We start from the raw sequence: 15,556 nt of genomic DNA, 5'->3' as shown, positions 1-15,556 counted from the left end.
GAGAGAGAATGTCTTAGCAAGCGCTGAATTTCGTCTTAAATAGCTGATTTTTCTTGGCGGTACTTTATACTGCTTAATACCTATACAGTATTTAAAACGCGAATAACAAAGATAAGATTATGCAAAAAATACCATTACTACGATATCTGCTCTTAGCTGTGCTACTTACTATGATAACTCAAGCACACGCAGCAATTAAGTCTATAAATGATTTTACTGAAAAAATGACTCATTTTTCAGGCTATTTTTCATTTTACTACGATACAGAAAACGGCAAATTGTATCTTGAGGTGGATAAACTCGAGCAACAATTTTTATTACAACAAAGCTTACCTTACGGTGTTGGTTCAAATGATATTGGCTTAGATCGTGGTCAGTTAGGCGATACTCACTTAGTTCAATTTGAGCGTTTTGGCGATAAGGTGATGCTAAGAGCTATTAATACTTATTACCGTGCTAATACTAATAACCTTGCGGAACAACAAAGTATTAAAGAGGCGTTCGCATCAAGTATTTTAGCGGGTTTTAGTGTTGTAGCTCAGTCAGATACTGCCGTACTTGTGGATTACACCCCTTATTTATTAAGCGATGTTCATGGTGTAAGCCGTCGCTTATCGGCAACCGGGCAGGGAAGTTTTAACTTAGATAGCAACCGCAGCGCGGTTTATTTAGCACGTTCAAAAGCATTTGAAAAAAATACTGAATTAGAAGCCGTGCTAACTTTTCAAGGTAATAACCCAGGAAAGTATGTTCGCCAAGTTAGCGCAGACCCTTATGCGCTGACAGTGCATATGCATCACTCATTAATTGAGTTACCGGACGATAACTACACCCCTCGCAAATTCCACCCTCAAGCAGGTTTTTGGAGCATTGAGCACAAAGATTATGCGGCAGCGCTGGGTGAATCTATGTATGTGCGTTACATCCCGCGTCATCGTTTAGCGAAAAAAGATCCGAGCCTGCCAATCAGCGAGCCCGTTGAGCCGATTGTTTATTACTTAGATCCGGGTGTACCTGAGCCAGTTAAAACAGCGTTACTTGATGGGGCTAAATGGTGGAATGATGCCTTTAATGCAGCAGGTTATAAGAACGCATTTATCGTTAAAGTGCTCCCTGATGATGCAGACCCTATGGATATTCGCTACAACGTAATTCAATGGGTGCACCGTGCAACCCGTGGTTGGTCATACGGCAGCTCCGTGATTGACCCTCGAACAGGCGAAATTATCAAAGGTCATGTGACACTGGGTTCACTGCGTGTTCGTCAAGACATCCTAATTGCAGAAGCATTAGCAGCTCCCTATTTTAAAGGTAATGAAGTGGCTAAGCGCTTACAAGCAATGGCACTTGATCGTATTCGTCAATTAAGCGCCCATGAAGTCGGGCATACTTTAGGTATTTCGCATAATTTTGCAGCGTCAGTGGCAGACAGAGCCTCTGTAATGGATTATCCACACCCACTACTGAGCTTTAACGAGCAAGGTAAATTAGATGTAAGCCGAGGTTATGCTGCTGGCATGGGCGTGTGGGATACCCAAGTGGTTAAATACGGTTATAGCGACTTCACCAATCAAGATGAAGCACAGCAATTGGCCGCAATTTTAGCTGAAAACAAAAGCAAAGGGCTGGAATTTATTTCAGACAGTGATGCCCGCGCTCAAGGTGGTGCTCACCCAACAGGGCATTTATGGGATAACGGCAGTTCACCGAGTGATGAGTTAATGCGTGTACTTGATGTTCGTAAACAAGCGCTGACGAGCTTTGGTATCGAAAACATCAAAACAGGCACTGCTTTATCGCAATTAGAAGAAATGCTGGTGCCACTTTATTTGTTCCATCGCTATCAAGTTGAAGCTGCGGTTAAATTAATTGCCGGTGTAAATTACGAATACGAAGTACGCGATGGTTCACAACCAAAAGGGGCGCAGGTTGTGGCAAAGCAAACACAACAAGCGGCAGCCGATGCAGTACTTGCGACATTAAAAGCTGAGAACCTTGTTTTGCCTGAGTCGGTATTAGCGCTTATTCCACCAAAAGCGTATGGTGAATCAAAATCACGCGAGAGCATTGTTGGCCGCACAGGACTCACGCTTGATGCGATGGCGCTGCCTGAGGTTGCTGCAGCACATAGCTTGAGCCTACTTTTTAATAGCCAACGCATTAACCGTTTAGCACAGCAGCAAGCACGAAGCGATGCATTTTATGGTTTAGATGCGCTATTAGCACAAACTTATCAGCAAGTTTTTGAGCAAAAAATTGCTTCAGGGATGGCAGGTAAAATTAGCCAACGTGTACAGCTTTTAACTGCAAAACAGTTTGCTGACTTAGTGGCAAGCAATGAGGTGGCACCCGAAGTGCAAGCACAGCTTCGTTACTACTTAGCTAAACTTGCAAAGAGTTACCAGCAAGAATCTATGCTAGGCAGTGCATCCGTTGGTAACAGTGCATTTAAGCAATATTTAAGCGAGCAAATCAGTTACTTTTTAGAAAGTGGTGAATGGCCTACAAACTTTAAAGTGCTGCCAATGCCACCGGGCTCACCAATTTAATCCTCCTTTATTTTAAGACGCCTAGCATAGCTAGGCGTTTTACTTGCATAAAATTGGATATTTGCTAATCTAGCGGCCTTCCTTTTTTGTCTTTTTGAGGTGTATATGGCGTTCTTTTCTCGCTCGTTGTTAGCAGCGGCCATTACATTCTCTAGCTTTTCAAGCTACGCAACCCTAGAAAAAAAACAATGCGATGTAGAGCTAAGCCATGGCTTAATCATCACCGATGATGTCATTCGTATCGTTGATAAAGGTCAAACTCGCGTACAGATCAACAACGATAACCAATTATTTATACGAGGTTATTGGGTTGATTTAAGCCCTGATGAAAGCAAAGTTGTGGAGCAATTCAGTCGAGGCATTAGGCAAACCGTCCCTGAGCTTGTTGACTTGGCGACCGATGGTGTAAACCTTGGCTTAAGTGCTATCGAGCAAGTTGTTGAGGGCATGTCAGACAAAGAGCCAGAAGTGTTAAAAACTCAGCTGCAATATGTTGAGCGTGCACTGATGGATAAATTTAAGCGTGGTGATGACTTTTTCTTTATTGCTCCACAGTCGCTGTCGAAAATCGATGACTTTTTTACCAAAGAAATCAGTCAGAAAATTCACTCTGCAGTGCACGGATCACTTGGCGCTATTTTAGTCTCGTTAGGCGATGCTTTTAAATCCCGCGAAGGTAATATCGAAGACCGTATCAATGATATGGGGCAGCGTATGGATATCATCTCAAAAGAAATTGATAAATCACTGCAAAAGAAAGCTGAGCAATTAGAGATGAAAGCCTCAGAGTACTGTGAGTGTTTGAACTCATTGGATGTCACTGAATCGCGCTTACAACAAATGGTGCCGGGGATGGCCGATTTTGATTTGGTACAAATAAAGTCTTAATACGAATTTAAAACGAGAAAGCCCAGCAGTTGCTGGGCTTTTTCGTTTTTACTTGTTTGAATTAGCTAAACTTAGCGGTTTCAGTTTCTAAATTGCTAGTAAGACCTTTGATCAAATCGGTTGCTGTATGGGCCTGATTTGATACATCAGCCGTTTGTGAAGCGGTGTCTGAGATAGTCACGATACGTTTGGCAGTGTCTTCACCGGCATCAAGCTGCTCTTTTGCAGCAATAGCTATCTGATGGCTCATTTGCGCGATTGCGCTGAGTGAACTGGCAACGCGTTTTAGTTCTTCATTGGCTTTAGTCGACTTTTCAACGGTTTGTTCACTGGTACTAATACTAAGCGAAACAGATGACTTGGCATCTTGGGTTGCAGCTTGTAGTTTGCCAATCATATTGCGGATTTCTTCAGTGCTGGTCTGTGTGCGCTGAGCAAGCCCACGAACTTCATCAGCAACTACAGCAAAACCTCGTCCTTGCTCGCCTGCTCGGGCAGCTTCTATCGCCGCATTAAGCGCAAGTAAGTTCGTTTGTTCGGCAATACCTTGAATAACACTGAGCACATTAGCGATATTATTTACTTCATCATCAAGCACTTGAATGTTATTACCAGCGCTGTCAATTTGCTGCTCTAAAAGCGCGATGGTATCAGCAGCCTCGCTGGTTAAGTGGCTGGCACTTTGACCTTGTTGCTCAGCTTCTTGCACTGAGTAAGCAGCTTGTTCAGCATGCTCCACAACGGTTTGTGCTGAGGCTGTTAACTCGGTAATAGCTGAAGCAACCATTTGAGTTTCTTCGTTTAGGCTACGAGTCAGTTTGTCGAGCTCAACAGAGCGAGACTCGTTATCAACACTTTGATTTTTTAAGCTATCTGTAACGCCTTTAATGCCGCCAACAACGCCACGTAAACCTTGCTGCATGTAATGCATGGCAGCAATAATGCTCTCAGGTGGAGCATCTTGGCGAATATGTGAGTTTAAGTTGCCGCGAGAGACGTTTTTTACAATACCAATTACTTCGTCAATTTCGCCGCCCAAGGCATTAGTGAGCGATGAACCAAAGCGGGCAATGGCAAAGGTCAGCGCAATGGCAATAAGCATAGATAAGCCGAGCAGCCACTTTGCAGTATTCCAATAACGTTCATCAACTTCTTTGGCGCTAATGCCTGTACCAACATACCAGCCAAACAGCGGTGTTTTTTGTACTACAGAGGTTAAATCAACGGTTTCACCATCTCGCACTGAATCCCAGTGATAGGTGATGATTTTATTGGTAGTGTTACCCACGAGATTTTCGACCATACGGCCGATACTGTTGCCGCTGGCATCTTTAAAATCGTTAAAGCTGGTACCGTGTAGTTCTGGGTCGTGCGGAGTAGCAACAAAATCTAAGTTGTTGTCGACGACGTAGACATATTCTGAGTCATGGTATTTATTTTCTCGAAGTACCTGAATAGCGAGCTGCTTTGCTTGTGCTTCTTCGAGTTGATTGCTTTTAACCATCAACTCAAATTGCTCAACAATATTGGTGGTGCTCTTCATGAGCTGATTGATACGCGCGATATTGTCGCTTTCGCTGGCATGGCGTAAAGATTGTAAGCCAAGTAACGCTATCGCAGATAACGCAATAAACATAGCGATAGCAAATAAGGTAATTTTTGTTTTTAAAGCTAATCCTGATAACACAGTCAGCCTCCTTTATTATTTCCCCTGTTAACTTTTACCACGTTTGTCTGGTTTTATTAAGGAAAAATGACAGCGTTATCATGATTTTTGCTCAAGTACCTATTTAGAGCTTCAGTTCGGCTTCTGTGAGGGCACGATATTCACCGCTTGCAAGGCTTTCGTCGAGGGTGATGTCAGCTATTTTTTCACGATGTAATTCAACAACTTTATTATCTACAGCAGCAAGCATTCGCTTAACTTGATGGTATTTACCTTCGCAAATTGAAAGGCGTAAGCTGTAGCTTGCAAGTTTTTCAACAACCGCAGGGCGAGTTAGCTCTTTTTCGTTGTGCAATTGCACCCCTTGCTCTAACGCTGTAATGGCTTCTTCATCGATAGGTTCTTGAGTTTCAACTAAATATGTTTTGAATTTGTTATGCTTTGGTGCAGTAATTTTGTGTGACCAGTCGCCATCATTAGTGATGATCACTAACCCTGTGGTATCGATATCTAAACGGCCTGCAACATGAAAGTCGCTCATATTTGGTTCATCAAGCAAGTCAAATACAGTCGGGTGAAGGTCATCTTTATTGGCACATACATAGCCTGCTGGCTTATGAAGCATGAAGTAGCGCTTACCTAAAAACACCAGCGGCTCGCCTTGCCAGCGCACGTCATCATCTTGGCTGATTGAATAATCAAATGAGGTGATCACCTCGCCGTTAACAGTGGCGTATTTACGTTTGATACCTGCTTTGGTTTTGCTGCGAGGTAACTCGGCAATATGGCTGATAAATTTATCTAAACGGCATGGAAATTTCATTGGGATCACATTTTTAGTCGGCTACAATGGCGGCGAGTATAGCGGATACTAGTTACCTATGACAGTACAGCAAGGACAAATATTACAGCATTACCAAGCGCAAATAGCCAAAGGTGATTTGCAAGAAGACCGTGCCCAGCGCACAGCGATTAATGCTCTCGATAATCTAGCCACAGAATTAGCTGCACCAAGCCATTGGTGGCAAAGCGCTAAGCCAATAAAAGGAGTTTATTTATATGGCCCAGTAGGGCGTGGTAAATCCATGTTAATGGATGTGTTTTTCAAGCTTGTTAACATTGAAGCTAAGCAGCGTTTGCACTTTCATCATTTTATGAAGCAAGTGCATGAGCGCTTAACTCAGCTGCAAGGGCAGAAAAATCCGCTGACTGTGATTGCTAAAGAGTGGGCAGAGCACATTCGCTTGATTTGTTTTGATGAGTTTTTTGTTTCTGATATTGGTGATGCCATGATCTTGGGTGGCTTATTCAAAGCCCTGTTTGAGCAGCAAGTAGTGTTAGTGGCAACGTCGAACTGTAAACCTGAGCAGTTATATCGCAACGGTTTACAGCGAGCACGATTTTTACCCACTATCGATTTATTAAATGAGCATTGCCATGTTTTAAGTGTTGAAGGCGATACCGATCATCGCTTTCGCTTTGGAAAACAAACCGCACATTATTTTATTGGTAACAAAAAGGCGCTAACAGAGCGCTTTTTAAAGCAAGAGCAAGTAATACAAAGGCAAACAACGATAGAGGTTTGCCACCGCGAGCTTAGCTGTGTAATGCAAGCTCAAGACGCCATTATGTTTGATTTTATGATGCTTTGCTCAGGACCTAGAAGCACCGCGGATTATATTTATTTGGCAGAGCGTTTTCAGCGCGTTTATTTACTCAATGTGCCAGTAATGGGGCGCGGAGCAACAGGTAAACAAATTGTGCATGGCATTGAAGATAGTTATCAGCGAGAAAAGCAGGATTTACAAGAACACTTTTTAGATGATGAGGCACGGCGCTTTATTGCTTTGGTTGATGAGTTTTATGATCGCAGCCGATTACTGGTGATTTCGGCCGATGTGGGTATTAGCGATTTATATCAAGGCCAAAAACTGGCATTTGAATATGCGCGTACCGAGTCTCGATTAGTTGAGATGCAAAGCTGGAAAAGATAAAAGGCGCATTAAAAATGCGCCTTTGATGTCAGCCTAGCTGGGGATCTTCATATGAAACGGTTAAAAGCTATATTGAGCACCTACATACACGTAGCGACCAGCACCACCGCCGTATGCGCTGTAGTAGTTACCACGGCCATATGGATAAAAGTCACCTTTATTATCAAACACGTTATTCACACCACCGAATACGCGCAATTGGCTCTGTTCACCAAGTGACATGGTGTAAGACGCTGAAAGGCTGTGTTTTAAGAACGAGCCATAATCTTGGTAGGCAAGTTTTTCTGGATTACTGATACAAGTATCTTCACCAGCCTCACAGCGGGCATCGTTTTCGGCAATATACTCTTGATAATCTTCTTCAAGACTCTGGCTTGCTTTAAACGAGCCTAAGTAATTTGTACGCCAGCGAATACGTAAGTTATCGTTACGCCATGTCAGTGACATTGAGGCTTTATCTTTGCTGCTGCCGTAACCTGCGTAGTGACTGGTTACTAAGCTGCCATCAAGTCCTTCATAGGTTTGCGAGTTTTCGATTACATGGTTGTAATCTAGTTTAAATGACAACTGACCTAGGTTATCTAAGTCTAATTTGTACTGTGCAACCACATCATAACCACGTGCAGTTAGCTCATCGAGGTTATATTGACGCTGAAGAATTTTGATAATGTTACCTTCGCTATTACGGGTAATATCATTACAAAATACGTTGTCTTCACCCCATGCTGCTTCTGAGTCGTAACATTCACGCATGATGTTTTCATTGCTGATCTGCGAAATCGCATCAACAATCGCAATATCGTAGTAATCAACGGCAAGATTAAAGTTTTCTAAAAAGGCAGGAGCCACTGTCACACCAAAGGTATAAGTATCAGCGGTTTCTTCTTTTAGATTTTCGTTACCTGCCCCTGGAGAGTAACTGTTATTCTCATCGCTAAATTCAAAGTTAGGATCAGCAGCAAGTTGCGCAGCTAACGTCGGTTCTTTGCGGCAGTTATCGTGACCTGCTTTAGTTGATGTTGCCGTTAAACCGTCACAAATATCATCATAGCTGTCGTAATCGCCACGCGGTGGTGACATAAGCTCTGTGATTGTAGGAGCACGTTGAGCGCGAGCGTAGTTTGCTCTAAATGCATAGCCTTCGATTGGTTCCCAAAATACACCTAGCTTGTAGCTGGCAACAGTGTTGACGTTTTCCATGCTGTAGTTAGCTAAACGTAATGAAGTTTCTGCGCTTAAATTTTTTGCTAAAGGGGCATCTTTTAAAAGTGGGATCGCAAGCTCTGCAAAGGCTTCATAGACCTCAACTTCACCATAAAAATTTGGTACATAGTTAAAGGTAATACCGCCTGCTTTCATGTCGTCGCTGGTTGATAGGTCTTGGCTGTCTTTACGGTATTCGCCACCAAATACTGCGGATACTGAGCCTGCTGGTAATTCAAATAAATCACCCGCAACGTAGCCAACCACACCGTATTGTTTTATTTCGGTATCAATAATTGGGTTGGTACGGATCCAAGCAGCCATCTCATCGGTGATAGATCCCTCACCAAATAAGTTAATTGGCACACAGCCTTCAGCACGAGCTGCTTCATCAATACATTGAATGGTGCCATCCGCTAACTCTTCTGCTTGCAAAGCTTGATTAAGTTTTACAGTATTTAATTCATTGCTACGAATTTGGTGTTGGGTAAAACGACCATAACTTGCAGATAGATCCCAGTCCCACTCGTCATTAAATAATGTGCCTTGAAGACCTGCCCAACTACGAATCGTTTTACGGGTATTATCAGTGCTGATATTCCCCACTTCACTGAAGCGGCGATCCCAATAAATACGATCTTTATATGGGTTGGCATCGAGGATTTCTTGCGGAACATATGGGTTGTCGATTGGGATGTAACCCGGTGCTACATCTGCAAGGGGCTCGCCCGTGGTCGGGTCATAACGCGGTACATAGGCACCTTCGTATTCATCTTCAGGCGACTTATTGTTAAAAGAGCCACTTTCACTGTATTGAACTTGCGCGTAGAACATCACATCGTCAGTTAAGTCGTAATCAATTTTAACTGCAGCAGATGCGTTATCGCTTGGTACATCAAGCATCACGTATTGCCTAGAATTCACACCGTAAATTTCTTCGTTGCCTTTCCAGTCATCACGTAGAGTTTGACCGTCATACCAAAATTGTGTGTCGTTACGGCTATTTTCTAAGAACACACCGCCCGGAATACCGTCGCTTTTGCTAACCCAATCAGCTTGTGTGATGTCACGCATACATTGATCGCCATCTGCTGTTTGCATTACATTACACATGCGATCTGGATCGTAATCGTAACTATCTTCGATTTGTGCGCGTTTACGATCGTAAAAAGTCATACCGAAATCACGGTCCCAGTTGGCACTGAAATAGGCGTAACCGCGATCTTCAGCAAACGAGGTACCGTAGTTTAAATCAAGGGTAAATTCTTTACCGCCGCCATCGGTGGTTTCACCTGTGTTCGCTTTAAAATCAAAGCCTTCTTTTTTTGATTGGGTGATAATATTCACCACACCTGCTACAGCATCGGCACCATAGGTTGCAGATGCACCGCCACTGATTATTTCAACGCGCTCAACCATACCGCTAGGAATGGTATTTAAACTGACATAGTTGCCACTGTAGCTGTTTGAAACAACACGACGACCATCAATCAATGTAAGGGTACGGTTAGCGCCTAAATCTCGAAGTTGCACTGTCGATAAACCGGTTGCTGATACACTTGATTGGCTGGTGGTGTTACCTATGCTCTCGCTAAGAGCTGGCATGTTATCAACCAGAATATCTGATAAGTTGGTTAAACCTGTATCGGCAATAGCTTCACGGTCCATTGTGACCAACGGTGTTGGAATTGAAAAACTATCGCGTTTAATACGTGAACCCGTTACAACGATTTTTTCAGGTTCTTCAGTTTGTTCATTAGCGGCTGGAGTGGTGTTGGCAGGGCGGGCAATCTCAGCCTCATTGGCAAATGCATGTTGGCTAAAACCACTGGCAACAGCAAGTGCAATAGCACAAGGTTTGGTTAGTAGATTTCTCACAGGCGTTCCTAGTTGTTTTATTTTTAGTTTTTAGAACCAGAGTGATGCTCTTTTTAAGGGCAGTTAAAATTTACAGTGAACAACACTCTGGCTGGTCGGTATTGACGTAAAAATTTTTATAGAAATGTGAACCTAACTACAATCTTAGGTGGCTCGTTTATGTCTCTATTTTATATCTATTGAATATCTATTTATTTAAAATCAGTGGGTTAAGAAATATTCATTGTTAACTGTTTTGCAACGTTAAAGCTGGTGAAAGGGCTGCTTTTACGATAAATTGATAGGGCTTTATACTGCTGTACTTCTAAAATGGGGTTTTATTTAGAGTAAATGGAAACATCTAATCGCGTTTATCAGCTGGGCTCATGTATTGTTAACCCTCTCGAAAATAAACTGATCTGCAATGGCAGTGAACAGCTTTTGCAGCCTAAGTTTATTGAGTTGTTAGCTTGCTTAGTGGCGCGTTACCCCGAACCAATCACCCGTGAAGAGCTCATCAATCATGTATGGGAAGGCAATTTTTATGTCGGTGAAAAAGCCTTAACAAATGCTATTTGGCATTTACGAAAAGCATTTAAAGAGCTCGACCCAGAACAAACTTACATAGAGACATTACGAAAAACGGGTTATCGCGTTTTGTTAAAGCCCGAGCCAATAGATACAACCGATAAAGAAAAGTCAGTGGGTTTTAGTATCACTACTGCGCAAATCCGCCAGCTATTTGTGGCTTTGTGTGTCATTAGCTTGGTTGTGATGTATTGGTTGTTCTCTTCGCCTGCTAAGCAAACAAATTCAAGCTTTGTGTTGCCGCTTAATAGCATCGAAAGCGTGACGGCAAGCCCTGGTCGTGAGATTTATCCTTCAATTTCTGATGATCAGCACTATTTGGTGTATTCATGGCGACAACTTGGTAAACCAAATAACCTGTATTTACGGGATTTACATTTTCCTGAGCACCCAGCAAAGCAATTAACGGACTCACCTTTTACAGAAGGGCGCTCTGTGTTTAGCCCTGATGCAAACACATTATATTATTACCGCATGGCCTCTGATGCCTGTGAAATTGTAAAACTCTCTTTGGTAAATGCCACCAGTGTCGTGCTAGGTGAGTGCAGTAATAACTATGCGCCTGATCTTGATATCAGTAGTGATGGTAAAACCTTGGCCTACATTGCTGATCATACAAGTAAGTCAGGTGACTATGTCACTCGTATCAAACTGCTCGATTTACAGGCAAAACATACAAAAGAAACAGTTATTCCTTGTAATGATGACTGCGAAACTGTGTATGAGTCAGTGTCGTTTTCGCCGGATGCACAGCGAGTTGTGGTTTCGCGTACTGTTAAAAACAACCAAAAAGCGCTGTTTTTAATTGATGTTAAAACAGGGCAAAGTCAACGCTTAACTCATGATTTTGTAGATATTCATGGTGTGGATTGGCATCCATCTAAAGAACAATTGGCGTTTAGTGCAGTTGAGGGCGGCAAACGGTATGGCTACTTCTATGATATTAATAATCAAACCCTAATCAACACGCAAATTGCGGGCATGAGCTCACCTAATTACAGTAGCGATGGCAGTGTTTATTATCATCAGTGGGATTTGGACAAGGTGATCACGCGTTTGAAAATAGACGAACAAGTGGCCAATTCACCGTTTTCTATGTTGTCGACCAATTTTAGCTCGCTATTCCCTGAATATAATCAGCAGCAAAATAAACTGCTGTATGTGTCGAATGAATCGGGCAGTTCACAGCTTTGGATTGTTAACCCCGATAGTAGCTCGCGAAAGCAGCTTACTGACTTTGCACATAACACGGGGGAAGTTCGTGATCCAACCTGGTCAGCCGATGGACGCTATATTTTGTTTTCATTGTATGACAATGGCAGTACCCGCTTATATGTTTATGATTTCAAAGTAGAGCAAAGCCAGCAAATCAAGCTGCCATTTAGTCATGCAATTAAACCCAAGTTTAGCACTGATAGCCAGCATATTTTAGTCTCTGATGGTGACTACTTATATCGTTATGACTTAACAGGTAAAAGCCTAGGTAAAGCTGTTGACGTGCCTGCACAGTATGGCGTTGAAACACAATCAGGCGATATTTTATTTACCAACTCGCGCCATGCTATTTGGATTAAACATCATGATTCCGGTGTTGAAGAAATGCTGGTGAACGATGTTAAGTTGGCGCGCAGTTATGCATGGTTGCTGGTGGCAAAGAACGCGTATCATGAGGGGCGTATTTATTATTATAAAGAACGCTTAGGTGATTACCGTATTAGCTACTATGACTTAGCAAATAAGCAGCATCATGATTTAATTGCTTTACCGGAGCGAGCTTATAGTCGCTCATCGGGCTTGACCTACATACCCAATGAGCGTTGGCTGGTTTACACCGCGTACTTATCGCCTGAGATAGAAATCAAGCGCTTACCCGCAGCCTATTTACCAAAGTAACTAACACTTACGGTAGATGTCAGCATCCATATCGTAAATATTAACGCTTAAGCTATACGAGCGGCGGCAGTATGTTCTTAAGCAACTTAGTAATTGCTCACTGAGCATTTGCTTTTGCTCTATGGTTCTGCCTGCCATGATTGATGCGCCGATGTGAATAAAGCCATCTTTACCTTCACCTAATTCGTAATGCTGATAAGCAATTGCACGAGTCTTTATGGTCGAAAGCTCAAATAAGCCTGAGTCAAAAACGGCTTGGTGAACTTTTTCAACTAACACTTGTGGCAGAATTGGCAAGTCTTCTGAGTGTTCTATAACAATGTGCGGCATGGGGTCTTCCTTAAAAGCGGTAACTAAAACCGATGTTTGTCTGAAATTGGTTTAACACATCACCATCAAAGTGCCATAGACATTGGTCGTCTTCTGATGTTGGCAATGTGCACGATACGTTACTTGCATTATTTACAATAGTTGCCAGCCAGCGAGTTTCAACATAAACCCGTGCTTGTTCAGTAAATAAATAATCTGCGCCAGCATAAAGGCCAGAGGTAAAATATGTATCAGAGTCGGCAAAGTCAGTGCTGACGTGGTTTGCGCCAATTTGGGCACCAACAAAACCAACTATACGGTCAGCTAATGGCACTTCTACGGCACTTTGAAATAGCAGGTATTGCATCTCGACTTGCTTGTTAGTTTGGTCTTTCATATCAAGCTCGGTTGCTGAATAAAAAAAACCATAACGAGCATTATCAATGGTTCTATCTAGGCTGACAGTAAAATGGCTGTCATCCTCAAGCTCAATTTTAAGGTTTTCTTCGGTTTGCACCGAGTTAGTAAAGTTTTTGCCGAAACCAGCGCTAATAGAGTAGTCAGCTTGAGCTGTACTACTTAAGAACATTAAACACAGTAAACCAAGCGATTTTTTCATTGTTTAGGTGCTCGTTGTTGAAGATATTTTGAGATAGTATTGAAACATAGCAAGCAAATCGTTGTAAACGGACAACTATCGCTTTTTAATAAGGAACACTAGGATGAAGTTACTAAAATTAGCTGCTCTTACTGCGCCACTGATTTTGTTGAGTGGTTGCTCGGATGATGCTGCTTCGGTGAGTTTAGGATTATTTACGACCAAAGATATTAAAGTGGTATCACAACAAGACCCGCTGATCAGCGGTGTTACTTGTCACATTAGCCATATTGAAGCGAACCTTGATTTTGCTGATCCATCTGATATGTCTATTGCCTGTCGTCAAACAGGCCCCATTACCGCTGACCAATTAAAACAAATTGACCGCAGTAAATCAGGCGAAGTGGTATTTAAATCATCGAAAAGTATTTTGTTTAAATCGTTAAAAGTACGTCGTATTTATGATGCGCCAACACGCACTTTATTATATTTGTCTTATTCAACGAAAGAGTCGAGCGGCAGCCATCATCATGCTTTATCAACAGTGCCTCTTTACAATACGGATGCATGGCAATGGGCACAATCACAAGAGTAATTTATGTTAGCGTTATTTAAGTCGGCCCCACTTGTTGATGAGCAAGAGCAGCAGTGGTTAATCGATACCTTTTTATGGGCTGTTGAACACTTTGATAGTGAATATTTTTTAAAACACACACAAATCATTTTACCTAACGGGCAGTTCTTTCCGGATAGGGTGTCTAGCGTCAGTGAAATGGCTGAAAAAGTATTTAGTCGAGTTGTTGATTATGCGGGGATGCAGGCGTGGCCAATTAACTTAGTTGCGCCATCTGGGCTTACACCGCAGGTGTTTCCGCATTTTGAATTTCAAGACAATTTACGCGGTAGCGAGGCGAGCTTAATTGTGCCGGCAAATCATCCGGTGAATATCTCCTTTAACCCGAACCAAATCAATCAACCGCAAGATTTAGTGGCAAGTTTTGCTGGTACCTTAGCGACCATTTTGATTCACCATGTGGGTGTCTTACCTCCCGGCGGTAAAGAGTACTTACCGCAAGCAAGCGATGCGTTGGCATGCTATTTAGGCTTTGGGGTGATGATGAGTAATACGGTGTATCAATTTAAAGGTGGCTGCGGCTGCGGTTATAACCCTTATGCCAATCGCCAAGCAGCGCTGACTGAGCCACAAACGCTATTTATGCATGCGTTGGTTACGCATTTTAAAGGGGATAATCAGTCGAAGAAGTTTTTAAAACCCCATTTACGCAGCCAATATAAAAAAGCGCAAAAGCAAATTAAAGCATTGGTAAATGACAGTGCAAATCCGTTGTTATTAGCATTAGATGAACAAGCAGTAGGGTAATATTGAGTGCAGTATTTAGATGAGTTTTTATTAATAGCCATAGCTCACTTTTTTGCGGTAGCAAGCCCAGGTCCTGACTTTGCAATTGTACTAAAGCAAAGTATTCAACAAGGTCGTAAAAATGCGCTTTGGACCAGTGCTGGGGTTGGTGCGGCTATTTTGCTGCATATTGCTTATTGTGTATTAGGTGTGGCATTAATTTTATCTCAGTCACCTAGCTTATTCATGGCTTTAAAATACCTTGCAGGGGCTTATTTGGCATACTTGGGTGTGCAAGCGTTACGAAGCGCAAAACCTAGCGATAGTAAACAGCAAACCCTTGCCCCTGCTGAGCCTGAATCGGTGTATAAAGCATTTCGACGCGGTTTTTTTACCAATGCCCTTAATCCCAAAGCAACACTGTTTTTTATGTCGTTGTTTACTCTTGTAATAAGCCCTGAAACACCTGTTGTAGTGCAGGCTGGTTATGGCATGTATATGGCAATGGCGACTTGGCTGTGGTTTTCATTTTTATCATTGGTGTTATCAAAAGCATCAGTGCGAGCATTTTTCTTAAAAAGCGGATACTGGTTTGATAGAGGCATTGGCGTGATCTTAATTGCCTTAGCTATTCGCGTTGTTGTGTGAGGT

General features: G+C 42.5%; 12 protein-coding genes. 7 read left to right on the top strand and 5 right to left on the bottom strand.

Annotated features, from left to right (window positions below):
- The first annotated feature begins 119 nt into the window (after positions 1–119).
- Positions 120–2,549: a zinc-dependent metalloprotease gene (locus AN394_RS02845; RefSeq protein ID WP_054561003.1), complete on the top strand. Its 2,430-nt coding sequence runs from the start codon at positions 120–122 to the stop codon at positions 2,547–2,549.
- Between the two features lie 105 nt (positions 2,550–2,654).
- Entirely contained in the window at positions 2,655–3,437 is a 783-nt protein-coding gene (locus AN394_RS02840) for a YggN family protein (protein WP_054551020.1), read from the top strand.
- Between the two features lie 61 nt (positions 3,438–3,498).
- On the opposite strand, the gene AN394_RS02835 is transcribed toward AN394_RS02840, so the two are convergent.
- Positions 3,499–5,073 (bottom strand): methyl-accepting chemotaxis protein, encoded by a 1,575-nt coding sequence (locus AN394_RS02835; protein WP_055020799.1) that lies wholly within the window; start codon positions 5,071–5,073, stop codon positions 3,499–3,501.
- Between the two features lie 154 nt (positions 5,074–5,227).
- Positions 5,228–5,926: a 16S rRNA pseudouridine(516) synthase RsuA gene (rsuA, locus tag AN394_RS02830; RefSeq protein WP_055020750.1), complete on the bottom strand. Its 699-nt coding sequence runs from the start codon at positions 5,924–5,926 to the stop codon at positions 5,228–5,230.
- A gap of 58 nt (positions 5,927–5,984) precedes the next feature.
- Between rsuA and zapE the strand changes: the two genes are divergently transcribed.
- A complete protein-coding gene (zapE, locus tag AN394_RS02825) occupies positions 5,985–7,097 on the top strand; it encodes a cell division protein ZapE (protein ID WP_055020749.1) in 1,113 nt (370 codons plus the stop codon).
- Between the two features lie 60 nt (positions 7,098–7,157).
- Here zapE and AN394_RS02820 read toward each other — a convergent pair whose 3' ends face one another.
- Positions 7,158–10,178, bottom strand: a complete 3,021-nt coding sequence (locus tag AN394_RS02820; RefSeq protein ID WP_055020748.1) for a TonB-dependent receptor domain-containing protein — start codon at positions 10,176–10,178, stop codon at positions 7,158–7,160.
- Between the two features lie 330 nt (positions 10,179–10,508).
- On the opposite strand from AN394_RS02820, the gene AN394_RS02815 reads away from it, so the two are divergent.
- Positions 10,509–12,638: a winged helix-turn-helix domain-containing protein gene (locus AN394_RS02815; protein ID WP_055020747.1), complete on the top strand. Its 2,130-nt coding sequence runs from the start codon at positions 10,509–10,511 to the stop codon at positions 12,636–12,638.
- On the opposite strand, the gene AN394_RS02810 is transcribed toward AN394_RS02815, so the two are convergent.
- Together AN394_RS02810 and AN394_RS02805 are read right to left on the bottom strand one after the other, a co-directional pair.
- Positions 12,639–12,968, bottom strand: coding sequence for a 5-carboxymethyl-2-hydroxymuconate Delta-isomerase (locus tag AN394_RS02810; protein WP_054560998.1), 330 nt, complete (start codon positions 12,966–12,968; stop codon positions 12,639–12,641).
- Positions 12,969–12,978: 10 nt separating this feature from the next.
- A complete protein-coding gene (locus AN394_RS02805; protein ID WP_054560997.1) occupies positions 12,979–13,566 on the bottom strand; it encodes an outer membrane beta-barrel protein in 588 nt (195 codons plus the stop codon).
- A 103-nt stretch (positions 13,567–13,669) separates the two neighbouring features.
- Between AN394_RS02805 and AN394_RS02800 the strand changes: the two genes are divergently transcribed.
- The 3 genes from AN394_RS02800 to AN394_RS02790 are packed head-to-tail and all read left to right on the top strand — an operon-like array spanning position 13,670 to position 15,553.
- A complete protein-coding gene (locus AN394_RS02800; protein ID WP_054560996.1) occupies positions 13,670–14,140 on the top strand; it encodes a CreA family protein in 471 nt (156 codons plus the stop codon).
- Positions 14,141–14,143: 3 nt separating this feature from the next.
- Positions 14,144–14,926: a hypothetical protein gene (locus AN394_RS02795; RefSeq protein WP_054560995.1), complete on the top strand. Its 783-nt coding sequence runs from the start codon at positions 14,144–14,146 to the stop codon at positions 14,924–14,926.
- 6 nt (positions 14,927–14,932) lie between these two features.
- Positions 14,933–15,553: a LysE family translocator gene (locus AN394_RS02790; protein ID WP_055020746.1), complete on the top strand. Its 621-nt coding sequence runs from the start codon at positions 14,933–14,935 to the stop codon at positions 15,551–15,553.
- The last annotated feature ends 3 nt before the right edge of the window (positions 15,554–15,556 follow it).

This window comes from Pseudoalteromonas sp. P1-26, from assembly GCF_001401795.1.
Lineage (GTDB): Bacteria > Pseudomonadota > Gammaproteobacteria > Enterobacterales > Alteromonadaceae > Pseudoalteromonas.
The sequence above is the reverse complement of the archived record's forward strand: the minus strand, read 5'-3'. Positions and strand labels throughout refer to the sequence as shown.